This window comes from Salmonella sp. SSDFZ69 (assembly GCF_004010755.1).
GTDB lineage: Bacteria > Pseudomonadota > Gammaproteobacteria > Enterobacterales > Enterobacteriaceae > Salmonella > Salmonella enterica.
In genome coordinates, this window is record NZ_CP034831.1 from 1,406,012 (window position 1) to 1,429,410 (window position 23,399).

The window sequence follows — 23,399 nt, forward strand, 5'->3', positions numbered from 1 at the left end:
ATTATTTGCTATCGCGTATCCCTAAGCGTTGTAACAAACCGGTAATCCCTTCACGCACGAGGAGAGAGGTAAACTGTTTCTGCTCGGATGAGGTCATCTCTTTGGCAAGCGTCATGAGCAGCGCTTCAAGCGATGCGTTGCTGGCAGGCGTAAATGTGTCTGCGTGATGGTCAACTGAACGTTCAGCGCTGCGGATATATTCACGAACCTGTTCGTTTACATGAACCAGACGGGCTTTACCGCCCTGGACGCCAGGTTTGGGCGATGTTGCCCAGCCTTCTTTCCGTACCCATTTATTGATGGTTTGTCGGCTGTAACCGGTGAGATTAGCGAGTTCTTCTGGCGTCATCCGTTCCTTGAACATAACGATTCCCTGAATAGTCGTGGGGTTAATTAGTGGTTCATTTTATAGCACCATTTTAGTCGAAACCGTGACGTGTTTAACTACTGAATGCGAGTTGTGCCGCAATGTCCTTTATTTGAATGCTTTTTCAGCGATTGAATTCGGCAAGTTCATTTTGCCGTTGACACATGCCGAGGGAATTCATATGATGCCGCCCGTCAACTCGACAAGCTTTACGTAGTGGGGCTATAGCTCAGCTGGGAGAGCGCTTGCATGGCATGCAAGAGGTCAGCGGTTCGATCCCGCTTAGCTCCACCAAATTTACTCCCGATAAATTTGGCGTATACGTAAAAGCACTATGGGGCTATAGCTCAGCTGGGAGAGCGCTTGCATGGCATGCAAGAGGTCAGCGGTTCGATCCCGCTTAGCTCCACCAATATTCAAACCCTCGCTGAAAAGCGGGGGTTTTTGCTTTTTGTCACAAAATTCATGGCGTCTGATCTGCTCTTCAGGTGCGTTTGTTTGCCGCTGCTTTTGCGGTCAATATGAGCTTTTGTTAGATTGCTTCATAATGCGAATATACTTATTATTCATGCGCCTTATATAATGATGTGAGCATTAAAGCAATGCTGGATAAGTGTAACGTATTAAAAAATATAAAAATATTTTTACTGGCTTTCTGCCTGACTGTTCCGGCTGTTCTGCTATCCCGTCTCATTTCTCCCCGCGCCACAATTGATTCCAGCTATATCTTTCTGGCCTGGCTACCGCTCTGCGTCATGTTTTCCGTGCTGTTCTTATTTGGCCGCCGTGGCGTCGCGCCGATGGTAGGCGGAATGATGTTGACTAATGAATGGAATTTTCATTTACCACTGCCACAGGCGATGGTGCTGCTATTTTGCCAGACGTTTCCCGTATTGCTGGTTTGCGCTATCGTACGCTGGCAGCTGGGCGCGCGCTGGCGCTACGGAATACCCAACCAAGGCATCTGGCTACGCGTTTTCTGGTTAGGGTTAATGACGCCGTTTGGCATAAAAATCAGTATGCATCTGGCGGGGCACTACCTGGCTTTCCCGGTGACAATCTCTACCTTCTTTGGCACCGGCACCGCTATTTTCTCGATTGTTGATTTATTGAGTCTGATTTCTGCCGCGCTTATTTTTACCCTCTTTTTCTATTATCCGCTGCGGATGATAGTCAGCCCGCACTATACTCGTATTTTCTGGCGGAGGGATGTCGCTCCTTATCTCGCCAAAGAAAAACGCCTGTTTACGCTTCTCTGGTTTGCCACTCTGGCGACGCTATTAGCGGTGCTGTGTACGCCTTTCGAGACAAAGTATATTGCTGGCTATCTGGTGCCAGTTCTGTTTATTGGATTTACCATCGGCGTGGGGAAAATCAGCTATCCGCTGTTGAATTTTAGTTGGGCTCTCACTGCGCTATTCCTGCTTAGCTATAACCGCAATTTTCTGCAGGGCGTGGGCTCAGAATATTCGCTGGCATTTATCCTTTCAGTTCTCATTTCTTTTAGTATTTGTTTGTTGTACATGGCGCGGATTAATCAGCGTAGCGAATGGTTGAATCGACAGTGGCACTCGCAGGCATTGACCGATCCGTTGACGCAACTGCCTAACCTGCGCGCGCTGGAGCAGTTTCTTTTACAGGATGCCGGGCAAAGCGTGTGTTATCTACGCATGGAAAACCTGGAATTTCTGAGCCGTCATTACGGTATGCAGATGCGCGTGCATTGCGAACGCGAGGTGTTTCGCGTGTTGCAGCCGCTGCTGCTGGAAAAGGAGAAAATTTTCCATCTGCCGGGCAGTGAATTATTGCTGGTATTGACGGGACCGGAGACGGAAGCCCGCCTGCAATATATGCTCAATGTGCTTAATAACCGCAAAATTTACTGGAACAATACCGGTCTGGACATGGAATACGGCGCATCGTGGGGAACATTCGATGGTCGCCAGGAAACCTTGCAACCGCTGTTGGGGCAATTAAGCTGGCTGGCGGAGCAATCCTGCTCGCATCGTCGGGTGCTTGCACTGACCCAGAGTATTGAAGCCGCTTCCGGGCAGACGACGGAACGGGTGCTACGGTTGCAGAAAATCCGTCAGGCGCTGGAGCGCGGCGCGCTGGTTTTGTATGCGCAACCCATTCGCGACGCGCAGGGAAAAGGGTATGACGAGATTCTGACGCGGCTTCGGTGCGACGACGGTATCATGATGCCGAATCAGTTCATTCCGCTTATCGCCCAGTTTAACCTGAGCGTACGGTTTGATATGCAGGTGATGGAAGCGCTCCTGCAATGGTTGTCCGCGCATCCTTCGGCGGAGCAGGGGGCGCGTTTTTCGGTTAATTTGATGCCGCTGACGCTGCTGCAAAAAGAGACGGCGTCGCGCATTATGCAGCTTTTTAAACGCTATGGCGTCCCGCCTGCTTCGGTCATCATCGAAATTACTGAAGAACAGGCCTTCTCTCATTCCGAAATCAGTATGCACAATATCAACCAGCTGCGTAAGTTTGGCCTAAAAATCGCCATTGATGATTTCGGCACCGGTTATGCAAACTATGAACGGCTAAAACGCCTCAAGGCGGACATCATTAAAATCGACGGCTGTTTCGTAAAAGATATTCTGACGGACTCCCTGGATGCGATGATCGTGAAATCCATCACTGATTTAGCGAAAGCGAAATCGTTGAGCGTCGTGGCTGAGTTTGTTGAAACGCCTGCGCAGCGCGATCTGCTATTGCAGCTTGGCGTACACAGTTTGCAGGGATATCTGATTGGCCGCCCGCGCCCGTTAGGTAAATAAGCGGCATAAAAAAACCGGGGATAGCTCCCCGGTTTCTACATTAAACGCAGACTTACAGTACCAGCGCCGCGATAGAGGCGGACAGTACGCTCACCAGCGTAGAACCGTAAACCAGTTTCAGACCAAAACGGGAAACCACGTTGCCTTGCTCTTCGTTCAGGCCTTTAATCGCACCCGCAATAATACCGATGGAAGAGAAGTTCGCGAAGGACACCAGGAAGACGGAGATAATGCCTTCAGCGCGTGGAGAGAGGGTAGAGGCGATTTTCTGCAGATCCATCATCGCCACGAATTCGTTGGAAACCAGTTTGGTCGCCATGATACTTCCTACCTGCAGCGCTTCACTGGACGGTACGCCCATTACCCATGCGACCGGGTAGAAGATGTAACCCAGAATGCCCTGGAAGGAGATGCTGTAGCCGAACCAACCGGTAACCGTTGCGAACAGCGCGTTCAGCGCCGCGATCAGCGCGATGAAGCCGATCAGCATCGCCGCGACGATAATCGCCACTTTAAAACCTGCCAGAATGTACTCGCCCAGCATTTCGAAGAAACTTTGGCCTTCATGCAGGTTCGACATCTGAATATTTTCTTCGCTGGCATCAACGACATAGGGGTTGATCAGCGACAGAACGATAAAGGTGCTGAACATGTTCAGAACCAGCGCTGCGACCACATATTTAGGGTCCAGCATGGTCATATACGCGCCCACGATAGACATGGAAACGGTAGACATCGCCGTTGCAGCCATGGTGTACATGCGGTTACGGGACATTTTGCCGAGGATATCTTTATAAGCGATAAAGTTCTCAGACTGACCGAGGATCAGCGAGCTGACGGCGTTAAAAGATTCCAGTTTGCCCATACCGTTTACTTTGGACAGCAGGAAACCAATAGCGCGGATGACCACTGGCAGAACGCGGATATGCTGAAGAATACCGATCAACGCGGAAATAAAGACGATCGGGCACAATACTTTCAGGAAGAAGAACGCCAAACCTTGATCGTTCATACTGCCAAAGACGAAGTTTGTCCCTTCGTTGGCAAATCCGAGCAGTTTTTCAAACATCTCGGAGAAACCTTTTACGAAGCCAAGGCCAACATCCGAGTTCAGGAAGAACCAGGCCAGTAATACTTCGATAACAAGTAACTGAATGACGTAACGAATGCGAATTTTTTTACGGTCGCTGCTAACCAGCAGTGCGAGTACCGCAACAACGGCAAGCGCCAGGACAAAATGAAGGACGCGGTCCATATTTGCTCCAAATATGAGGCAGGTTTAATTTTCGTGCACATTCTATGCAACAGCCGTAAAGAAAACGAGATCCAACACACACTATAATAAGGACCTGTGACGAGATTCAAAATTAGTGATCTGTAATACACTTTTACTGTACTGAATATGAAAATGAAAAGTTATATCAGTGTGCTAATCTTGTAATGTTAAGCCAAACTGTTCTGATACAGGTCGTCATCGTATCGGTCTATCGTTTCACACTATCAAAGTAATCACCCGTACCCATTGAAATGCACTTGATAATCATTATCAATAAACATAGCATGAAACATAGCAAAGGCTATGTTTTTGAGGCAAAAGATGACTGACAATCGCGTAGAGAATAGCAGCGGACGGGCGGCGCGCAAGCTAAGGCTCGCATTAATGGGACCTGCGTTCATTGCCGCGATTGGTTATATCGATCCTGGTAACTTCGCGACCAATATTCAGGCCGGCGCCAGCTTTGGCTACCAGCTACTCTGGGTGGTGGTCTGGGCGAACCTGATGGCGATGCTGATTCAAATCCTCTCGGCAAAACTCGGAATCGCCACGGGCAAGAACCTGGCGGAGCAAATTCGCGACCATTATCCGCGCCCGGTAGTCTGGTTTTACTGGGTACAGGCGGAAATCATCGCGATGGCCACCGATTTAGCTGAATTTATCGGCGCGGCAATAGGTTTTAAGCTGATCCTGGGCGTCTCTTTATTACAGGGCGCGGTATTGACCGGTATCGCGACGTTTCTGATTTTAATGTTACAACGCCGCGGTCAAAAACCGCTTGAAAAAGTCATCGGCGGTTTACTGCTTTTTGTCGCCGCTGCTTACATTGTGGAGCTGTTTTTCTCTCAGCCTGATATGGCGCAGCTCGGCAAAGGAATGGTTATCCCGGCGCTACCGAACCCGGAAGCCGTATTCTTAGCCGCCGGCGTGCTTGGCGCGACAATTATGCCGCACGTGATTTATCTGCACTCGTCATTAACACAGCATCTGCACGGCGGAACGCGGCAACAACGGTACTCAGCAACGAAATGGGATGTCGCTATTGCTATGACGATTGCCGGTTTTGTCAATCTGGCAATGATGGCGACCGCCGCGGCGGCGTTTCATTTTAGCGGCCACACCGGCATCGCCGACCTCGATCAGGCATACCTGACGCTGGAACCGTTACTAAGCCATGCGGCGGCAACGGTGTTTGGTCTTAGTCTGGTAGCGGCAGGGCTTTCCTCCACTGTGGTAGGGACTCTGGCGGGGCAGGTGGTGATGCAAGGGTTTGTCCGTTTTCACATTCCGCTGTGGGTACGGCGCACCATTACCATGCTGCCCTCATTTATTGTGATTTTGATGGGGCTGGACCCTACCCGAATTCTGGTGATGAGTCAGGTGCTGCTGAGTTTTGGTATTGCGCTGGCGTTGGTGCCGCTCCTGATTTTCACCAGTAACGCTACGCTAATGGGCGAGCTGGTGAACACGCGGCGAGTAAAACAGATTGGCTGGATAATTGTCGTGCTGGTCGTCGCCCTGAATATCTGGTTACTGGTTGGAACGGTGATGGGGTTGTCATAAAGACAGAAAGATAGCAGGCCCGATGCGTGAACGTCATCGGGCTATTATTCAGCAGGAGGCTTAGTGATGATGTTTGTGACCCCGGCCTCGCCCGCGATGATCGTCGCGATCGCGCCAGCCTTCCCGATAACCGCGTTCATACGCTTTACGCTTATCCCAGCCGCGATGATAGCCGTTGTCATGGCGCCACCAGCGATTTTTACGCCATTCATAATGGTTGTGCCAGTAATCACGGTCGCGCCAGCGACCACCGTCCCAGTAGTTACCGTAATCATCGCGATCGCCAATCTGTAATTTTATTGAGGGCAACAGGGTGATTTCGCCCGCATTCGCGGCAAGCGGTGTAAAAGCCAGCAAGGCTGCCGCCAGAATCAGTGACCTGAACATACTTTCTCTCCTTCACGATCGAGCCGTCGCCGGCCTGTTAATGCAATATTACAAAGCAGTAAAGATTTGTTTCATCGCCTTAACTCTTAAATCATGAAGGAGAGCATTTTTTGCTAAAACCGGCCCTCCAGAATAGCGTCAATTTCTGCACATTCCGCCGCTGAAAAACGGCGATTGGCCAGCATTCCCACGGCGTCTTCGATTTGCGACGGTTTGCTGGCGCCAATCAGTACCGAGGTAACGTTATCGTTACGCAGCACCCAGGCGAGCGCCATCTGGGACAATTTTTGGCCCCGTCGCGCGGCCAGTTCATTCAACCGGCGAACTTTTTCCAGTTTGTCGGCGGTAATCTGTTCTGGTTTAAGGAAACGGCTTCCGCTCGCCGCGCGGGAATCTTCCGGAATGCCATTCAGATAACGGTCAGTGAGCTGCCCGCCCGCCAGCGGCGAGAAGGCAATACTGCCGACGCCTTTTTCCTGCAATAGCGCCAGCAGCCCGTCCTCTACCCAACGCTCAAAAAGCGAATATTTAGGCTGATGAATCAGGCAAGGCGTGCCGAGATCCTCCAGAATATCGATAGCTTGTCTGGCCAGATCGGCAGGATAGTTAGAGATCCCCACGTACAACGCTTTGCCCTGGCGCACAAGGTGATCTAACGCTTTCATCGTCTCTTTAAGCGGCGTTTCGGGATCGGGACGATGGTGATAAAAGATATCGACATACTCCAGCCCCATACGTTTCAGGCTTTGATCGAGGCTGGCAATAAGGTATTTCCGTGACCCCCAGTCGCCATAAGGGCCATCCCACATGGTGTAGCCCGCTTTGGTGGAGATGATCAATTCATCACGCCACGGTAAAAAATCTTCCTGCAGAATGCGGCCAAAATTGCATTCTGCGGAGCCCGGCGGCGGCCCATAATTATTGGCGAGATCAAAGTGGGTAATGCCCAGATCGAATGCGCGTTGCAGCAGCGCCCGGCTATTTTCTACCCGTGTCGTATCGCCGAAGTTGTGCCATAACCCCAGCGAAATAGCGGGAAGTTTGACGCCGCTGCGTCCGCAGCGACGATACTCCATTGTGTGATAACGATTTTCATCGGGCTGATAAATCATGACCTTTCCCCCTGTGGCGTGAATAAATAGTGTATACGGTTACACTCGCCAGGCGGTATCCGGCTTTTACTGTTTGCCGCTGTAAACATTGTTTTCCAGGCTTTCATCCCCACCGCGCTGGACAGCCATCGGCATTCCTTAATACTCAACATAATGTCAACGTCAGAAGGAAAGCTGTCATGCAAAACCCCTATACCGTGGCCGACTATTTGCTGGACAGACTGGCAGGATGCGGCATTGGCCATCTTTTTGGCGTACCGGGCGATTATAACTTGCAGTTTCTTGACCATGTGATTGACCACCCGACCCTGCGTTGGGTGGGATGCGCCAATGAGCTGAACGCCGCTTATGCCGCGGACGGTTATGCGCGCATGTCGGGCGCTGGAGCGCTACTCACCACCTTTGGCGTGGGAGAACTTAGCGCTATTAACGGTATCGCGGGCAGTTACGCGGAATATGTCCCGGTCTTGCATATCGTCGGCGCGCCCTGTAGCGCTGCGCAGCAACGTGGCGAATTGATGCACCATACCCTCGGCGACGGCGATTTTCGTCATTTTTATCGCATGAGTCAGGCGATATCTGTTGCCAGCGCAATATTGGATGAACAGAACGCCTGTTTCGAGATTGACCGCGTATTGAGTGAAATGCTTGCCGCACGCAGGCCAGGATACATCATGTTGCCCGCCGACGTGGCGAAAAAAACGGCCATCCCGCCTACGCAGGCGCTGGCGTTGCCCGTGCATGAAGCGCAAAGCGGCGTGGAGACGGCTTTTCGTTACCACGCCCGTCAGTGCCTGATGAACAGTCGGCGCATTGCGCTATTGGCCGACTTTCTTGCCGGGCGTTTTGGTTTACGACCACTGTTGCAGCGCTGGATGGCGGAAACGCCCATCGCTCATGCGACACTACTGATGGGGAAGGGGCTTTTTGATGAACAGCACCCGAACTTCGTTGGCACCTATAGCGCAGGCGCCAGCAGCAAAGAAGTGCGTCAGGCCATAGAGGACGCCGATAGGGTTATCTGCGTCGGCACCCGTTTTGTCGATACCCTTACGGCCGGATTTACCCAACAATTGCCGGCGGAACGCACGCTGGAGATTCAGCCTTACGCGTCGCGCATCGGCGAAACCTGGTTCAACCTCCCGATGGCGCAGGCGGTGTCTACGCTGCGCGAACTGTGCCTGGAATGCGCTTTTGCGCCGCCGCCGACGCGTTCCGCCGGACAGCCAGTGCGGATTGATAAGGGAGAACTGACCCAGGAAAGCTTCTGGCAAACCTTACAGCAGTATCTCAAACCGGGCGATATTGTCCTTGTCGACCAGGGGACCGCCGCCTTTGGCGCTGCCGCGCTGTCGCTTCCTGACGGCGCGGAAGTTGTGGTTCAGCCGCTGTGGGGGTCTATCGGCTATTCCTTGCCCGCCGCGTTTGGCGCGCAAACCGCCTGCCCCGATCGGCGGGTAATTCTGATTATTGGCGATGGCGCGGCGCAGCTCACGATTCAGGAGATGGGCTCGATGTTACGCGACGGGCAGGCGCCGGTCATCCTGCTGCTCAACAATGACGGCTATACCGTAGAGCGCGCCATTCACGGCGCGGCCCAGCGGTATAACGACATCGCGAGCTGGAACTGGACGCAGATACCACCGGCGCTAAACGCGGCGCAACAGGCGGAGTGCTGGCGGGTGACGCAGGCTATCCAACTGGCGGAGGTCCTCGAACGGCTGGCGCGCCCACAACGTCTGTCATTTATTGAAGTGATGTTGCCAAAAGCCGATCTGCCGGAATTACTGCGTACCGTGACCCGGGCGCTGGAAGCCCGCAACGGGGGATAATGGCCCCCGCTGCGCCGGATTAGGGTTCGTGACGGTTGGCGGCCAGCAACGGTTTTCCCGCCAGCAATAGCCAGGCGGGGAGCATCACAATGCAGAGCAGCGGCAGCAGATTGGTATCCGGTACGACGACTGCCGCCATAAACAGACTGAGCCAGCCGTCACGCGTCACTACCAGCACTAAGCCAAGAATCGCGCAGGAGACGGTAATCGCCGCGGGTACGGCCTCAACATGGGCATGGAGCATGAGCCCCAGCGCCGCGCCGATAAACACAGCCGGAAAAATGCGCCCGCCGCGAAAGCCGCTCGCCGCCGCGATGACCAGCGCGGCGAGTTTGACGACGGCTAAGGTAAAATAATCTCCCGCGCCCAACGTCTGGCTAAACGCCATTTGTTGCATTTCGTCCAGGCCTTTAAACAGGGTAAGTGGCCCGCCAATGACGCCCAGAATACCCAGTATAAAACCGCCAATGCCGAGAATCAGGACCGGATTTTTCAGTCGGTGCAGCAACTCATGCAGACGCGGAAGGCACCAGACGGCGACCATCCCGGCGGCAATGGCGATCGCCGCGACGATCGCTCCGCTGGCAATGTCCACCAGCCGCATCTGCGTGTAATGGGCGATGGGTAACGAAAAATGCGGATGAAAGAACAGGCTGGTGGTGAGTGACCCCGCCGCTGCCGCCATTAACGGCGCAAACAGGCGATCCCACATGGGAATATCGTTAGAGCCGCTAAGCGTTTGCGAAAAAATCAGCGCTGCGGCGACGGGCGTGCCGAACAGCGCGCCGATGGTACCCGCAGAGGCCAGAATCGTCCAGTCTAACGCCGTGATACGCGGAAACAGGCGGGAGCCGAAAGCCGCCGCCAGCGCGATATTTATTGTCATTATCGGATGCTCTGGCCCCAAACTTACCCCACCAGCAAGGCCGATGATTAAGGCGAGAAGCAGCCCGGGTAGCGCAGATGGCGAGACCGGCATACTGATTAACGGTTCGATGGCCGGATCGGGGCCAGCGTGTCCGGGACTGTAACGGATAATCAAACCCACCACGATCCCGGTTAGCGTGAGCATACCCACTATCCAGAACGGCGAATCATAAGCGATGCCGATGCTGGTGGGCAGTCGTTGCCAAAGAAATTGCTGAAAAACCGACGCGACTTTCATCGCCGCGATTAAAACCAGGCTTGACGCTACGCCAATAATCAGCGCGGGGAGCGACAGCAGCAGCATCGTTCGGGCACGCGGGTGGAACATAATCTCTTCCTTACACGGGGTCGTATACCTATTTTGCACAGCCTGCCCGACGGCATTGCTGCAATTGGTGCTGAAACAAGAAAGTAATTCTGTGATGAAGATCTATATTTATAGGCAGTCAGCCTGATGGCCGTTGTTGTTATGCCCCCATGAATTTACAGTGTGACAAAGACTTATTTTGACTTTAGCGGAGCAGTAGAAGAATGACAAAGTATGCTTTAGTAGGAGATGTAGGCGGCACGAATGCGCGTCTTGCCCTGTGTGATATCGCCAGTGGAGAAATCTCGCAGGCCAAAACGTATTCCGGCCTGGATTATCCCAGTCTTGAGGCCGTGGTGCGCGTTTATCTCGATGAGCATAGCGTCAGCGTGGAAGATGGTTGTATCGCCATAGCCTGCCCGATTACCGGTGACTGGGTAGCGATGACTAACCATACCTGGGCTTTTTCTATTGCGGAAATGAAAAAAAATCTCGGCTTTAGCCATCTGGAAATCATCAACGATTTCACCGCCGTGTCGATGGCGATCCCGATGCTGAAAAAAGAGCATTTAATTCAGTTCGGCGGCGGCGAACCGGTAGACGGCAAACCTATTGCGGTGTATGGCGCGGGAACCGGCTTGGGCGTGGCGCATCTGGTGCATGTGGATAAGCGTTGGATTAGCCTTCCGGGCGAAGGCGGGCATGTCGATTTTGCGCCTAATAGCGAAGAAGAAGCTATGATTCTGGAAATATTGCGCGCCGAAATTGGCCACGTTTCCGCCGAGCGCGTGCTGTCTGGCCCGGGGCTGGTGAATCTTTACCGGGCGATTGTTAAGTCCGACAACCGTCTGCCGGAAAATCTGCGCCCGAAAGATATTACCGAACGCGCCCTGGCGGATAGCTGTATCGATTGTCGCCGCGCGTTGTCGCTCTTTTGCGTCATCATGGGGCGATTTGGCGGCGATCTGGCGTTAACCATGGGGACATTTGGCGGCGTTTATATCGCTGGCGGTATTGTCCCGCGCTTCCTGGAATTTTTTAAAGCGTCCGGCTTCCGTGGTGGCTTTGAAGATAAAGGCCGCTTTAAAGATTATGTACACGGTATTCCGGTCTATCTGATTGTCCATGATAATCCTGGCTTGTTAGGCTCCGGCGCGCATCTGCGCCAGACATTAGGTCATATTCTATAAGCCAGATGGTGGCATAAACGCGTTATCCGGCCTACAAAAGTGTGTCATCTGTAGGCCTGATGAGCGCAGCGTCATCAGGCAATTAAACATTCTCTTGTCAGCCTCAAACCGCGTGCCTCACGCGGTTTTTTTTCGCCTGTTACCGACCATGCCGACACGCGTCACATTTCTGCTTAGCAGAATTACTTGTCCAGTAAAAGCATTATTCATCTGGTAACAAGCGTAGGCTTCTCACCGTCATAATTTCCCTCGTTAACTATTACGAGGAAAACGTTATGACTAAAAAACTGATTGCCGTTTGCGCGTGTCCGATGGGCCTGGCTCACACCTTTATGGCGGCGCAGGCGCTGGAAGAGGCGGCGGTAGAAGCAGGATACGAAGTCAAAATCGAAACCCAGGGCGCTGATGGTATTCAAAACCGTCTCACGGCGCAGGACATTGCCGAAGCGACGTTAATTATCCATTCCGTAGCAGTAACGCCGGAGGATAACGAGCGTTTTGAATCACGCGATGTATACGAGATCACGCTTCAGGATGCCATTAAAAATGCTGCGGGCATTATCAAAGAAATTGAAGAGATGATTGCCGCCGAACAACCGTAATTCTCGACAGGGATACAGATATGGCCATTAAAAAACGCAGTGCGACTGTTGTACCCGGCGCATCCGGCGCGGCAGCGGCAGTCAAGAAACCGCAGGCCTCTGGTAATAGCTTCTGGGGCGAACTACCGCAGCATGTGATGTCCGGAATTTCACGCATGGTGCCGACGTTAATCATGGGCGGGGTGATCCTCGCTTTCTCGCAGTTGATTGCCTATAGCTGGCTGGACATTCCCGCCGATACCGGCATCATGGACGCGTTGAACAGCGGAAAATTCGCTGGTTTTAATCTCTCCTTGTTGAAGTTCGCCTGGTTATCGCAATCTTTCGGCGGCGTGTTGTTTGGTTTCGCCATCCCGATGTTCGCTGCCTTTGTGGCGAACTCTATCGGCGGCAAACTGGCGTTTCCGGCTGGTTTTATCGGCGGTTTGATGTCCACTCAGCCAACGCAGGTGCTGAATTTTGATCCGGCCAGCCTGCATTGGGTGACCACCGCGCCAGTCCCGTCAACCTTTATCGGCGCGCTGATTATTTCTATCGTCGCGGGATATCTGGTGAAGTGGATGAACCAAAAAATCCAGTTGCCTGACTTTCTGCTGGCCTTTAAGACCACCTTTTTACTGCCGATTCTCTCCGCCATTTTTGTAATGCTGGCGATGTACTACGTGATTACGCCCTTTGGCGGCTGGATTAATGGCGGAATTCGCACGTTGCTCACCGCGGCGGGTGAAAAGGGGGCATTAATGTACGCGATGGGAATCGCCGCCGCGACTGCCATCGACCTCGGTGGTCCCATTAACAAAGCCGCAGGATTTGTTGCCTTTAGTTTTACCACTGACCATGTATTGCCGGTGACGGCGCGTTCCATCGCGATTGTCATCCCGCCGATTGGTCTGGGGCTGGCGACGCTGCTCGACCGTCGTCTGACCGGTAAACGTCTGTTCAACGCGCAGCTTTATCCGCAGGGTAAGACGGCGATGTTCCTGGCGTTTATGGGGATCAGCGAAGGGGCGATTCCCTTTGCGCTGGAAAGCCCGATCACCGCCATCCCGTCTTACATGGTCGGCGCCATCGTGGGGTCGACGTTCGCCGTCTGGCTGGGCGCGGTGCAATGGTTCCCGGAGTCGGCAATCTGGGCGTGGCCGCTGGTAAGCCATCTCGGCGTCTATATCGCGGGTATTTTACTGGGCGCGGTGATAACGGCGCTGATGGTGATCTTCTTGCGCCATATGATGTACCGCCGGGGTAAATTGCTGATTGAAAGTCTGTGAAATAAGGACTGATAACATGACGCGACTGACATCGCTTCGCCAATGGCTCACCGAGCGCCAATTAGATGCGGTACTGATCTCCTCGCGCCCGAACAAGCAGCCGCATCTGGGCATTTCCAGCAGCTCAGGATTTGTCCTGATCAGCCGCCAACATGCGCATATTTTGGTTGATGCCCGTTATTACGCTGATGTGAAAGCGCGCGCGAACGGATATTGCATACATCTGCTCGGCGGGCAACAGACGCTGGTGTCGCTGGCGAATCAGATTATCGCTGCGGAAAATCTGCAAACGGTTGGCTTTGAAGGCGCGCAGGTCAGTTGGGAGACGGCGCGTCGCTGGCAGACGGAACTGCAGGCCACCATGATCAGCGTCTCCATTGACGCGCTGCGGCAGGTTAAAACGTCGGCGGAAATCGACCGTATTCGTGAAGCATGTCGCATTGCTGATGCGGGTGCGGAACACATTCGCCGCTTTATCGCGCCAGGCCAGAGCGAGCGGGAAATCGCCGCTGAACTGGAGTGGTTTATGCGCCAGCGCGGCGCGGAGAAAGCCTCCTTCGATACTATTGTCGCCAGCGGCTGGCGTGGCGCGCTGCCGCACGGCAAAGCCAGCGATAAAATCGTGGCGGCGGGGGAATGGATAACTCTCGATTTCGGCGCGCTGTATCAGGGATATTGTTCCGATATGACCCGAACTTTTCTGGTGCCCGGCGCGGGCGCGCCGCAGGAGCATCCGCTGTTTCCCGTCTATCACATTGTCCTTGAGGCACAGCTTGCCGCCATTGCGGCTATTCGTCCGGGCGCGCGCTGTCTGACGGTGGATGCCGCCGCGCGCGATGTTATCGACCAGGCGGGATATGGCGAGTTTTTCGCTCATAACACCGGCCATTCTATCGGCATTGAGGTACATGAAGATCCCCGCTTTTCGCCTGATGACCACACAGTACTCGCACCGGGAATGCTACTGACCGTGGAGCCGGGCATTTATCTGCCGGAGCTGGGCGGGGTACGCATCGAAGATGTTGTACTGGTCACGCCGGAAGGCGCGGAAGTGCTCTATTCCATGCCGAAAACCGTATTACTGACAGGAGCCGCATGATGGATTTATCGCTACTGAAAGCGCTGTGCGAGGCGGATGCGATCGCCGCGTCAGAACAGGAGGTTCGCCAGATCTTACTCGACGAAGCGGATCGCCTGCATAAAGAGGTGCGCTTCGATGGCTTAGGATCGGTATTGATCCGACTTAATGCCTCGGATGGCCCGAAAGTCATGATCTGCGCGCACATGGATGAAGTGGGATTTATGGTGCGCAGTATTTCCGGCGAGGGGGCGATTGATGTGCTGCCGGTGGGCAATGTGCGAATGGCGGCGCGTCAGCTCCAGCCGGTCCGCATCACCACGCGGGAGGAATGTAAAATTCCCGGCCTGCTTGATGGTGAGCGCAGCGGCAACGAGGTGAGCGGACTGCGGGTCGATATTGGCGCGCGTTCTTATGACGAGGTGATACAGGCGGGGATTCGTCCCGGCGATCGTGTGACTTTTGATAGCGCGTTTCAGGTGTTGCCGCATCAGCGGGTGATGGGTAAAGCCTTTGATGATCGGCTCGGTTGCTATCTGCTGATAGCGTTGCTGCGTGAATGGCACGATGCGGAATTACCGGCGGAAATCTGGCTGGTGGCCAGTTCCAGTGAAGAGGTGGGATTACGCGGCGGTCAAACGGCGGCCCGCGCCGTTGCGCCGGATTTAGCCATCGTACTGGATACCGCCTGCTGGGCGAAAAATTTTGATTATGGCGCGGCGAATCATCGGCAAATCGGTCTGGGACCGATGCTGGTGCTGAGCGATAAGTCGCTGATTGCGCCGCCAAAACTAACCGCCTGGGTCGAGAGCATCGCAGCGCAAGCGGAAATACCGCTACAGTTGGATATGTTCAGCAACGGCGGAACGGACGGCGGGGCGGTGCATCTGAGCGGAACGGGCATCCCGACGGTGGTGCTTGGTCCGGCAACCCGCCACGGACATTGTGCCGCCTCGATTGCCGACTGTCGTGACATTCTGCAGACACAGCAGTTGCTGTCGGCGCTGATGACCGGTTTTACGCGCGATACTGTGGCTCGCCTGACGGATTTCAGGTGCTGATTTCGCGCTAAAGGAGTAGTTATGTTAACGATAGAGTTTCTCTGCCCGCTGCCTAACGGTATTCATGCGCGTCCCGCGTGGGAGCTGAAAGAACAGTGCAGCCAGTGGCAAAGTGATATTACTTTTATTAATCATCGTCAGAATACGCGGGCGGACGCGAAAAGTTCGCTGGCGCTTATCGGCACCAGTACGCTGTTCAATGATAGCTGCGTTCTGAATATCAGCGGGCGTGATGAAGAACAGGCTAAACGATCGCTGGAGGCCTGGCTTGCGCACCATTTTATCGACAGCGATAGCGTTCAGCCAGGGCCAGCCGAACTGGCGGCGCATCCGCTGCCGCGCTCGCTGCTTCGCCTGAATCCGGATTTGCTGTACGGCGATGTGCTGGCAAGCGGCGTGGGCGAGGGGATTCTGACGCTGTGGCAGAGCGATAATCTGGAGGGCTACCGTACTATTCCCGCGAGCGCTGAAGATCTTACCCGCCTTGAAAATAGCCTGGCGACGCTGGCGGAACAGCTTAATCAACAGCTTCGCGAGCGTGACGGCGAGAGTAAAACTATTTTAAGCGCTCATCTGTCGCTGATTCAGGATGATGAGTTTGTGGGGAATATTCGTCGCTTAATGGTTGAACGCCATCTGGCGCTGGGAGCGGCGATTATTGCCAATATGGAACAGGTTTGTCGCCAGCTTTCAGCCTCGGCAAGTGATTATCTGCGCGAGCGGGTGAGCGATATTCGCGATATCACCGAGCAGTTGTTGCACATTACCTGGCCTGAAAAACAGCCGCGTAATGCGCTGGTGCTAACGCGTCCTACCCTTCTGGTGGCGGAAGACTTAACGCCCAGCCAGTTTTTAAGCCTCGATTTACAGTATCTGTCCGGTATGATCCTCGAAAAGACCGGGCGGACGTCACATACTTTGATTCTGGCGCGCGCTTCCGCGATCCCGGTGCTTAGCGGGCTCTCTGCCGAGGCCATTGGTCGTTATGCTACCCGGCCTGCGGTGCTGGACGCGCAGTGCGGCGTACTGGCGATTAGTCCGGATACCTCGGTGCGCGGCTATTATGCCGTGGCGCAGAAGCTGGCGGATAAACGACAACAGCGGCAGACGCGCGATGCGGCATTGCTTGCCTGTACGCAGGACAACCAGCGTATCGATATTGCGGCGAATATTGGCACCGCGCTGGAGGCGCCTGGCGCGTTCTCCAACGGCGCGGAAGGCATTGGCCTGTTTCGTACCGAAATGCTGTTTATGGATCGCGACAGCGCGCCGGATGAGCAGGAGCAGTTTGAAGCCTACCAACAGGTTTTGCTGGCGGCGGGCGAAAAGCCGGTGATTTTCCGCACCATGGATATTGGCGGCGATAAAAATATCCGCTATCTCAATATTCCGCAGGAAGAGAACCCTTTTCTTGGCTACCGTGCGGTGCGTATCTACCCTGAGTTTGCCGGGCTTTTTCGCACCCAGCTTCGCGCAATTTTGCGGGCTGCTGTTTTCGGTCATGCGCAGTTGATGATTCCGATGGTGCATAGTCTTGACCAGATTTTATGGGTAAAAAGTGAGCTGAAAAAGGCGGTTGCGGAGCTGCATGGGGAAAGGCTGCGTCACGCGCAGGATATTCCGTTGGGAATTATGGTTGAGGTGCCGTCGGTCTGTTACATCATCGATCATTTCTGCGATGAGGTGGATTTCTTTAGCATCGGTTCGAACGATATGACGCAATATCTGTACGCGGTCGATCGCAATAATCCGCGCGTCTCGCCGCTGTATAATCCGATTACGCCATCGTTTTTACGCATGTTGCGGCAGATTATCCACACTGCCCATGAGCGAGGCAAATGGGTCGGCATTTGCGGCGAACTGGGCGGAGAAAGCCGCTATTTACCGCTACTTTTGGGACTGGGGCTGGATGAGCTAAGTATGAGCAGTCCACGTATTCCGGCGGTAAAAAGTCAGCTACGTCATCTGGATAGTCAGGCGTGTCGGGCGCTGGCAAGTCAGGCTTGCGAGTGTCGCAGCGCCCAGGAGATAGAAGCTCTGCTGAATCAGTTCGCGCCAGAAAAAGAGGTACGACCGCTGTTGGCGCTGGAAAATATCTTTGTCGGCGAGCCGCTCAGTAATAAGGAACAGGTTATCCAGTTTCTGTGCGGTAATCTTGGCGTTAACGGGCGTACCGAACATCCGTTCGAACTGGAAGAGGACGTCTGGCAGCGTGAGGAGATTGTGACCACCGCCGTCGGTTTTGGCGTGGCGATCCCCCATACCAAATCGCAATGGATTCGCCACTCGTCGATCAGTATTGCGCGTCTCGCACAGCCCGTAGACTGGCAGTCGGAGATGGGTGACGTAGAGTTGGTGATTATGCTGACGCTTGGGGCGGATGAAGGGATAAATCATGTGAAGGTTTTTTCACAGCTCGCCCGTAAGCTGGTAAATAAAAACTTCCGTCAGTCGCTGTTTGCCGCCAATGATGCCGACAGTATTCTGGCGTTGCTGAAGGCGGAGTTAACGTTTTAGCATGGGATAACCGCCTGATGGCGCTGCGCTTATCAGGCCTACGTCCGTGAGTGATGGTAGGCCAGATAAGGCGTTTACGCCGCCATCGGGCGAGCGGTTTGTTACTGAAACCGCGCGCTGTAATCCCCTGGCGTCAGGCCAAACTGACGTCGGAACAGACGGCAAAAATAATCGCTATCCTGATACCCGCAACGCAGCGCGACTTCGTTAATCGGCAAGTGGTATTTCTGCAACATAATACGCGCTTTCGCCATTCGCACCCAGCGAACATACTCCACAAAACTCATGGTGCCATGCTGAGTAAATAGTCTGGACAGGTGGTTGGCGGTGATATTAAAGAACTGTGCAACGCTTTCTCTGTTTAACGGCTGGGCGTAGTTATCCTGTACCCAGTTACAGATACTGTGATAGAGAAATTCAGTGCGTGGACGGCAGATATCGGGGGGCGTATTCACCACGTTCCGGCACAAATGCAGGAGGCTGAGCACCAGCGGCTGGATAATATTTTGTTCCTGAGGCGAACGGCTTAAATGGGTAAGCGCGGTCAGCATTGCTTCGCCTTCGCCACGTTGCAAATGTGGCAATTCGATACGGCGCGTCGGACGTAAAAGCGATGCTGTACGGTTTTCGTAAAACAATAAACCCAGCCAGGAGGGCGCGAATACCAGACTAAGCAGCATCACCGGTTTATCGCTAACCGCCAGGTTCGCCGCACGGGCAGGGATAAACAACATTTCGCCTTCCGTCAGCCGACGCTGCGTTTTTTCCAGTTGATTACCGTATTCTCCGCGCAAGACGATATCCAGCCGCGGGAGGTCGATACATAAGCTGCCGGAGGGCAGGGAGGGTGGTTGGCTGGCAAACCATACGCGTCCTAATCGGTGTGGATTCAGCACCAGGCCGCTAAACAGATCGGCAAAAAATTGTTGGTCTGCCGGTAAGTCTGTTTTTTTCATTGCCTTTCCTGTGCATGAATGCTTCAACTGTCTGAATTATTTCACTTTACTCTTGCTGAGCGAAAGATCAAACACCAGCGCGTTGAGTCATCACGTCATGGCGGTTAGTCAGGCGAAAACAGGGATTTATTTTACTATACGTATCCGGTTCGCTGCCTTATTTACGGTTTCATCGCGGCATCTTGCTGGAAAGGATCCTCATTTTCGGGGAAATGTCCCTGAAAAACACCGCAATATGACATGATTGAATACCATTATCGTTAGTAAGGGTTTTGATTAAAGAGGAAAAACCACAAAATCAAAAGGGGATTATTTGAGATAAGGTTTATTGACAGGAAATTATCGTCGGCTTTACCACGTTAGGTAAATTTAAAGATATCAATTTGTTAATAATATGATTTGTATGATGCTATAACTGACACGCTTAAAAAGTAAATTTTTACGGTTGTTCCTCTTTTTCGTCGCTAAAAAATATTTTCATTAGCCTCTCGACAGGAAGAAAATTTTCAGGCTATTTTCTAAAGGAGCCACCATCGTGGCAGCGTCGCTCGGACGGTCCGGGCGCTAACGTTAATCTGAGGATATTATGGCTGACTTCCGCCCTGAACGTCGCTTTACGCGTATCGATCGCCTTCCGCCCTATGTTTTTAACATCACCGCTGAACTCAAAATGGCTGCGCGTCGGCGCGGCGAAGATATTATTGATTTCAGTATGGGTAATCCTGATGGCGCAACCCCTCCCCACATTGTCGAAAAACTTTGCACCGTCGCGCAGCGTCCGGATACGCACGGTTATTCCACGTCCCGCGGCATACCGCGTTTACGCCGCGCGATTTCTCACTGGTATCAGGAACGTTATGATGTCGATATCGATCCGGAAACCGAAGCGATTGTGACCATCGGTTCCAAAGAGGGACTGGCGCATTTAATGCTGGCGACGCTGGATCATGGTGATACGGTTCTGGTGCCGAACCCCAGTTACCCAATTCATATCTATGGCGCCGTTATCGCCGGGGCGCAGGTGCGTTCGGTTCCATTGGTAGAGGGGGTGGATTTCTTCAACGAGCTGGAGCGCGCTATTCGCGAAAGTTATCCGAAACCGAAAATGATGATTTTGGGTTTTCCATCTAACCCTACGGCCCAGTGCGTCGAACTGGAATTTTTTGAAAAAGTGGTCGCTCTGGCTAAACGTTATGATGTGCTGGTGGTGCACGATCTGGCGTATGCCGATATCGTGTACGACGGCTGGAAAGCGCCATCCATTATGCAGGTGCCCGGCGCGCGCGACGTGGCGGTCGAATTTTTCACGCTGTCGAAAAGCTATAATATGGCGGGCTGGCGTATTGGGTTTATGGTGGGCAATAAAACCCTGGTCAGCGCGCTGGCGCGCATTAAAAGTTATCACGATTATGGCACCTTTACCCCGCTTCAGGTGGCGGCTATCGCCGCTCTGGAAGGCGATCAGCAGTGCGTGCGCGATATCGCCGAGCAGTATAAACGTCGTCGCGATGTGCTGGTGAAGGGGCTGCATGAGGCGGGCTGGATGGTTGAAATGCCGAAAGCCTCAATGTACGTCTGGGCGAAAATCCCGGAGCAATATGCGGCGATGGGATCGCTTGAGTTTGCCAAGAAGCTGCTGAATGAGGCGAAAGTTTGTGTTTCTCCAGGGATAGGCTTTGGTGATTATGGCGACACCCATGTACGCTTTGCATTAATAGAGAATCGCGACCGCATTCGCCAGGCCGTCAGAGGGATTAAAGCGATGTTCCGCGCCGATGGCGTGCTGCCGTCACATCCAAAACCCGTTGAGGCGAGCACGGAGTAGAAAAGCAAACAGGAGCCCCATGGCTCCTGTTTTTCTTTGCATTGTACTTTTAAATCATCAGGGCGAAAGTACCGGCCCAAACGATGACCATAAATGAAATGCCCATAAAGAAATATTTCACGTTTCATCTCTCCGCGTACCTGTCGTACGCCTAAATGAACTTACACTTACCTGATTATAGAGAGTTGATGCCGGACAATACGAAATTGAGAATTATTCGTGTTTCGATCGCCTGCATCACCTCAGAATTCTGCGCGTCATCGCTCCAGACGGCGCTAATGTACGCCTAAAAATGAGGTGAAACAAGAGGCATTTTCTTATTTACTTTTAGTAACTTACAAGTGTCGGGAATCGGCGACAGTTTAATTTCTGACAGTGATGAATCGCTATTGAGCGACGTCGCCGACACAGTAAAAAATCGCCTGTAAACAGGAGACTTATCGCTAAAAGCAGGAATGAGTAATTTACAATATGAATATTATGGCAATGCGAAATGCCAAAATAAAAGGCCTTGCGGCCTTTTTCAGATGTAGAGTGACGCTTCCCCCAGCGGGCGAGTCTTGAAACGGCGATGAATCCAGAGATATTGCTCCGGGGCGCGCATGATCTCTTTCTCAATAATTTTATTCATATAGGCAGCGGCTTGATTTTCATCTGCCGGGTAACCTTCCATTTCAGGGGTAATATACAGACGATAACCCGAGTTATCGGATTTCCTTACCATTGTAACGGTCAACATGGCGGCGCCAGACAGCCTGGACAGTACATAGGTACCGTTGGTGGTGGCGACGTTTTCAACCGCGAAAAATGGCGCAAAGGAGCTGCCTTTAGGGCCGTAGTCCTGGTCGGGAGCAAACCAAACGGCTTCCCCTTTTTTTAGCGCGCCCACAATGCCGCGCAGATTGTTTCTGCCGATCATCGCTTTATTTGAGCGCATACGACCGCGCGTCTGCACCCACTCCATGAGCGGATTGTTATGCGGACGATAGGTCGCCATCATCGGCTGGCAGAGACCCATTACCCGGCCTCCCAATTCCAGCGACATAAAATGCACGCCAACGACCATTACGCCGCGATTTTGCGCCTGCGCACGGGTAAGGTTGTCCAGCCCGTCCACATCAAACCATTTGCGAACCCGGCTATCAGGCCAGAACCAGGCCATGCCCGTTTCAAGCAGCGCCATGCCAAGAGAGTGGAAATTCTCGGCGATCAGTTTTTCCCTTTCTTCCCGGGAGAGGGTCGGAAAACAGAGTTCAATATTTTTCTGGGCGATCGACTCACGTCGCTTCAGGAAGGGGCGCGCCAGCTTACCGGTGCGGGTGCCCAGAAAACGCAAAACCGGGTAGGGAAGCTGCACCAGTAACCAGAGGACGCCAACGCCAAACCACGTCAGCCAGTAGCGCGGGTGCAAAAACGCGCGTGAAAATTTGCTTTGAGGAAACATAAAATACCTTCTGTAGATACGAAAATAATGTATCGCAGAAGAGTCATTATCCGCAGCGGTACACTCTGAAATACGCATCATCCTTCAAGTTGCGTTCGCTTATCCGAAGCACTTACTTGAGTAAGCTCATCAGGGTAACTTGAATGATTTACGTATAGTTAGGCCATCATGTACGACAATGGTTCCCGTAAGGAGTGTAAAACTAAGTCAGTACTAAACCACGAGGGCATGAACGCCAGGCAGGCTAATGTACCACCAGTTATTTACTCGCGCCCAGAAATTCTTTATCAAGAAGCGTAAATATTTCTTCCGTAGCAAAAATAAGCTAATCATTATTTTTAATGCATTGTTTTTACAGTAATAATTTTATTTCAGACGAAGGTCATTGAAAAATGATTAGAAAAATAAAATGTGAGATAAATGTTATGGAAATGACGTGCTGATAAGGTTTATCTTAAAGGAGAAGTGAGAGGGACCGTAAGGCTATATGGAAGCCTTGCCATAGACAGGAGGTATTATAGATGATCTATTTATGGACATTTCTTGCAATAAGTATACTTGCCGTGAGTGGCTATATCGGTCAGGTGATGGGGGCTTTTTCTGCGGTTTCTTCTTTTACGGGAATGGTTATCCTTGCCGCGCTGATTTATTTACTCAATGTATGGCTGCAGGATGGCGATGACATCGTTAGCGGATTATTGCTTTTTCTCGCACCGGCATGTGGGTTAATTATTCGCTTTATGGTGGGATACGGTAAGCGTTAGTCAGTACATACCCTTCATACTTCAAGTTGCTGATGTGTTGGCTATGGATTACTCGGCCCATTCATGGGCCTCGCCCTGACGGGACGTCGCTCACCCCAGTCACATCGTTATCTATGCTCCCGGGGACTCAC

Annotated in this window: 19 protein-coding genes, 2 tRNA genes and 1 pseudogene; 14 read left to right on the forward strand and 8 right to left on the reverse strand. The window is 52.8% G+C overall.

The annotated features are described in order from the left end of the window. Position 1 precedes the first annotated feature (1 nt). Positions 2-364, reverse strand: coding sequence for a MerR family transcriptional regulator (locus tag EOS98_RS06905; RefSeq protein WP_000472034.1), 363 nt, complete (start codon positions 362-364; stop codon positions 2-4). Between the two features lie 221 nt (positions 365-585). Here EOS98_RS06905 and EOS98_RS06910 point away from each other — a divergent pair. The 3 genes from EOS98_RS06910 (at position 586) to EOS98_RS06920 (ending at position 3,159) form a co-directional block, all read left to right on the forward strand. After that, positions 586-661: transfer RNA gene (locus EOS98_RS06910), tRNA-Ala, on the forward strand. Between the two features lie 42 nt (positions 662-703). Next, positions 704-779, forward strand: a tRNA-Ala gene (locus tag EOS98_RS06915). A 190-nt stretch (positions 780-969) separates the two neighbouring features. Continuing rightward, positions 970-3,159, forward strand: coding sequence for a sensor domain-containing phosphodiesterase (locus EOS98_RS06920; protein ID WP_126524421.1), 2,190 nt, complete (start codon positions 970-972; stop codon positions 3,157-3,159). A 52-nt stretch (positions 3,160-3,211) separates the two neighbouring features. Here the strand turns inward: EOS98_RS06920 and nupC are convergent, their stop codons facing one another. Then, entirely contained in the window at positions 3,212-4,414 is a 1,203-nt protein-coding gene (gene nupC, locus EOS98_RS06925) for a nucleoside permease NupC (protein WP_000376347.1), read from the reverse strand. 342 nt (positions 4,415-4,756) lie between these two features. Between nupC and EOS98_RS06930 the strand changes: the two genes are divergently transcribed. Then, positions 4,757-5,998 (forward strand): Nramp family divalent metal transporter, encoded by a 1,242-nt coding sequence (locus EOS98_RS06930; protein WP_000131734.1) that lies wholly within the window; start codon positions 4,757-4,759, stop codon positions 5,996-5,998. A 60-nt stretch (positions 5,999-6,058) separates the two neighbouring features. On the opposite strand, the gene ypeC is transcribed toward EOS98_RS06930, so the two are convergent. Then, entirely contained in the window at positions 6,059-6,385 is a 327-nt protein-coding gene (ypeC, locus tag EOS98_RS06935; RefSeq protein ID WP_000490091.1) for a DUF2502 domain-containing protein YpeC, read from the reverse strand. Positions 6,386-6,498: 113 nt separating this feature from the next. Continuing rightward, a complete protein-coding gene (mgrA, locus tag EOS98_RS06940; protein ID WP_023260184.1) occupies positions 6,499-7,497 on the reverse strand; it encodes an L-glyceraldehyde 3-phosphate reductase in 999 nt (332 codons plus the stop codon). A gap of 179 nt (positions 7,498-7,676) precedes the next feature. Here mgrA and EOS98_RS06945 point away from each other — a divergent pair, with 179 nt between their 5' ends. Further along, on the forward strand, positions 7,677-9,329 hold the full coding sequence (locus EOS98_RS06945) for an alpha-keto acid decarboxylase family protein (protein WP_126523933.1): 1,653 nt from the start codon (positions 7,677-7,679) through the stop codon (positions 9,327-9,329). A gap of 19 nt (positions 9,330-9,348) precedes the next feature. On the opposite strand, the gene EOS98_RS06950 is transcribed toward EOS98_RS06945, so the two are convergent. Continuing rightward, positions 9,349-10,584: an ion channel protein gene (locus EOS98_RS06950; protein ID WP_000468920.1), complete on the reverse strand. Its 1,236-nt coding sequence runs from the start codon at positions 10,582-10,584 to the stop codon at positions 9,349-9,351. A 203-nt stretch (positions 10,585-10,787) separates the two neighbouring features. On the opposite strand from EOS98_RS06950, the gene glk reads away from it, so the two are divergent. The 7 genes and pseudogenes from glk to EOS98_RS25085 all read left to right on the forward strand — a co-directional run. After that, positions 10,788-11,753, forward strand: coding sequence for a glucokinase (gene glk / locus EOS98_RS06955; RefSeq protein ID WP_000170380.1), 966 nt, complete (start codon positions 10,788-10,790; stop codon positions 11,751-11,753). Positions 11,754-12,028: 275 nt separating this feature from the next. Next, positions 12,029-12,355 (forward strand): PTS fructose transporter subunit IIB, encoded by a 327-nt coding sequence (locus EOS98_RS06960; protein WP_000162759.1) that lies wholly within the window; start codon positions 12,029-12,031, stop codon positions 12,353-12,355. 20 nt (positions 12,356-12,375) lie between these two features. Beyond that, on the forward strand, positions 12,376-13,623 hold the full coding sequence (locus tag EOS98_RS06965) for a PTS fructose transporter subunit IIC (protein WP_001528423.1): 1,248 nt from the start codon (positions 12,376-12,378) through the stop codon (positions 13,621-13,623). A 16-nt stretch (positions 13,624-13,639) separates the two neighbouring features. Next, entirely contained in the window at positions 13,640-14,722 is a 1,083-nt protein-coding gene (gene ypdF, locus EOS98_RS06970; RefSeq protein ID WP_126523934.1) for an aminopeptidase, read from the forward strand. After that, positions 14,722-15,762, forward strand: a complete 1,041-nt coding sequence (gene ypdE / locus EOS98_RS06975; RefSeq protein ID WP_023181642.1) for an aminopeptidase — start codon at positions 14,722-14,724, stop codon at positions 15,760-15,762. The genes ypdF and ypdE overlap by 1 nt, the downstream gene beginning before the upstream one ends. A gap of 21 nt (positions 15,763-15,783) precedes the next feature. Further along, positions 15,784-18,279 carry a phosphoenolpyruvate--protein phosphotransferase gene (ptsP, locus tag EOS98_RS06980; protein WP_126523935.1) on the forward strand — a complete coding sequence of 832 codons (2,496 nt, stop codon included), beginning with the start codon at positions 15,784-15,786 and terminating at the stop codon, positions 18,277-18,279. Positions 18,280-18,292: 13 nt separating this feature from the next. Then, positions 18,293-18,373: pseudogene (locus EOS98_RS25085) on the forward strand (hypothetical protein); the annotation flags it as partial. Positions 18,374-18,380: 7 nt separating this feature from the next. Here EOS98_RS25085 and EOS98_RS06985 read toward each other — a convergent pair. Next, positions 18,381-19,235, reverse strand: a complete 855-nt coding sequence (locus EOS98_RS06985; RefSeq protein ID WP_001528431.1) for an AraC family transcriptional regulator — start codon at positions 19,233-19,235, stop codon at positions 18,381-18,383. Between the two features lie 586 nt (positions 19,236-19,821). Between EOS98_RS06985 and alaC the strand changes: the two genes are divergently transcribed. Beyond that, complete coding sequence (gene alaC / locus EOS98_RS06990) at positions 19,822-21,060, forward strand: alanine transaminase (RefSeq protein ID WP_000763118.1); 1,239 nt, start codon at positions 19,822-19,824, stop codon at positions 21,058-21,060. A 49-nt stretch (positions 21,061-21,109) separates the two neighbouring features. Here the strand turns inward: alaC and ypdK are convergent, their stop codons facing one another. Both ypdK and lpxP read right to left on the reverse strand, forming a co-directional pair. Beyond that, the gene (gene ypdK / locus EOS98_RS06995) at positions 21,110-21,181 is read right to left on the reverse strand and encodes a membrane protein YpdK (protein WP_010723117.1); all 72 of its coding nucleotides are present in this window, start codon (positions 21,179-21,181) and stop codon (positions 21,110-21,112) included. A gap of 402 nt (positions 21,182-21,583) precedes the next feature. Then, on the reverse strand, positions 21,584-22,504 hold the full coding sequence (lpxP, locus tag EOS98_RS07000; protein ID WP_000484431.1) for a kdo(2)-lipid IV(A) palmitoleoyltransferase: 921 nt from the start codon (positions 22,502-22,504) through the stop codon (positions 21,584-21,586). A 521-nt stretch (positions 22,505-23,025) separates the two neighbouring features. Between lpxP and EOS98_RS07005 the strand changes: the two genes are divergently transcribed. Beyond that, complete coding sequence (locus EOS98_RS07005) at positions 23,026-23,268, forward strand: YfdY family protein (RefSeq protein WP_000639889.1); 243 nt, start codon at positions 23,026-23,028, stop codon at positions 23,266-23,268. The last annotated feature ends 131 nt before the right edge of the window (positions 23,269-23,399 follow it).

What these genes read in the sequence shown, in the direction of transcription:
- EOS98_RS06985 (WP_001528431.1), bottom strand. Translation starts at nt 19,235, where the DNA reads ATGAAAAAAACAGACTTACCGGCAGACCAACAATTTTTTGCCGATCTG.
- alaC (WP_000763118.1), top strand. Translation starts at nt 19,822, where the DNA reads ATGGCTGACTTCCGCCCTGAACGTCGCTTTACGCGTATCGATCGCCTT.
- EOS98_RS06950 (WP_000468920.1), bottom strand. Translation starts at nt 10,584, where the DNA reads ATGTTCCACCCGCGTGCCCGAACGATGCTGCTGCTGTCGCTCCCCGCG.
- nupC (WP_000376347.1), bottom strand. Translation starts at nt 4,414, where the DNA reads ATGGACCGCGTCCTTCATTTTGTCCTGGCGCTTGCCGTTGTTGCGGTA.
- ypeC (WP_000490091.1), bottom strand. Translation starts at nt 6,385, where the DNA reads ATGTTCAGGTCACTGATTCTGGCGGCAGCCTTGCTGGCTTTTACACCG.
- lpxP (WP_000484431.1), bottom strand. Translation starts at nt 22,504, where the DNA reads ATGTTTCCTCAAAGCAAATTTTCACGCGCGTTTTTGCACCCGCGCTAC.
- glk (WP_000170380.1), top strand. Translation starts at nt 10,788, where the DNA reads ATGACAAAGTATGCTTTAGTAGGAGATGTAGGCGGCACGAATGCGCGT.
- ptsP (WP_126523935.1), top strand. Translation starts at nt 15,784, where the DNA reads ATGTTAACGATAGAGTTTCTCTGCCCGCTGCCTAACGGTATTCATGCG.
- EOS98_RS06930 (WP_000131734.1), top strand. Translation starts at nt 4,757, where the DNA reads ATGACTGACAATCGCGTAGAGAATAGCAGCGGACGGGCGGCGCGCAAG.
- ypdF (WP_126523934.1), top strand. Translation starts at nt 13,640, where the DNA reads ATGACGCGACTGACATCGCTTCGCCAATGGCTCACCGAGCGCCAATTA.
- EOS98_RS06965 (WP_001528423.1), top strand. Translation starts at nt 12,376, where the DNA reads ATGGCCATTAAAAAACGCAGTGCGACTGTTGTACCCGGCGCATCCGGC.
- EOS98_RS06960 (WP_000162759.1), top strand. Translation starts at nt 12,029, where the DNA reads ATGACTAAAAAACTGATTGCCGTTTGCGCGTGTCCGATGGGCCTGGCT.
- EOS98_RS06945 (WP_126523933.1), top strand. Translation starts at nt 7,677, where the DNA reads ATGCAAAACCCCTATACCGTGGCCGACTATTTGCTGGACAGACTGGCA.
- EOS98_RS06905 (WP_000472034.1), bottom strand. Translation starts at nt 364, where the DNA reads ATGTTCAAGGAACGGATGACGCCAGAAGAACTCGCTAATCTCACCGGT.
- EOS98_RS06920 (WP_126524421.1), top strand. Translation starts at nt 970, where the DNA reads ATGCTGGATAAGTGTAACGTATTAAAAAATATAAAAATATTTTTACTG.
- ypdE (WP_023181642.1), top strand. Translation starts at nt 14,722, where the DNA reads ATGGATTTATCGCTACTGAAAGCGCTGTGCGAGGCGGATGCGATCGCC.
- EOS98_RS07005 (WP_000639889.1), top strand. Translation starts at nt 23,026, where the DNA reads ATGATCTATTTATGGACATTTCTTGCAATAAGTATACTTGCCGTGAGT.
- mgrA (WP_023260184.1), bottom strand. Translation starts at nt 7,497, where the DNA reads ATGATTTATCAGCCCGATGAAAATCGTTATCACACAATGGAGTATCGT.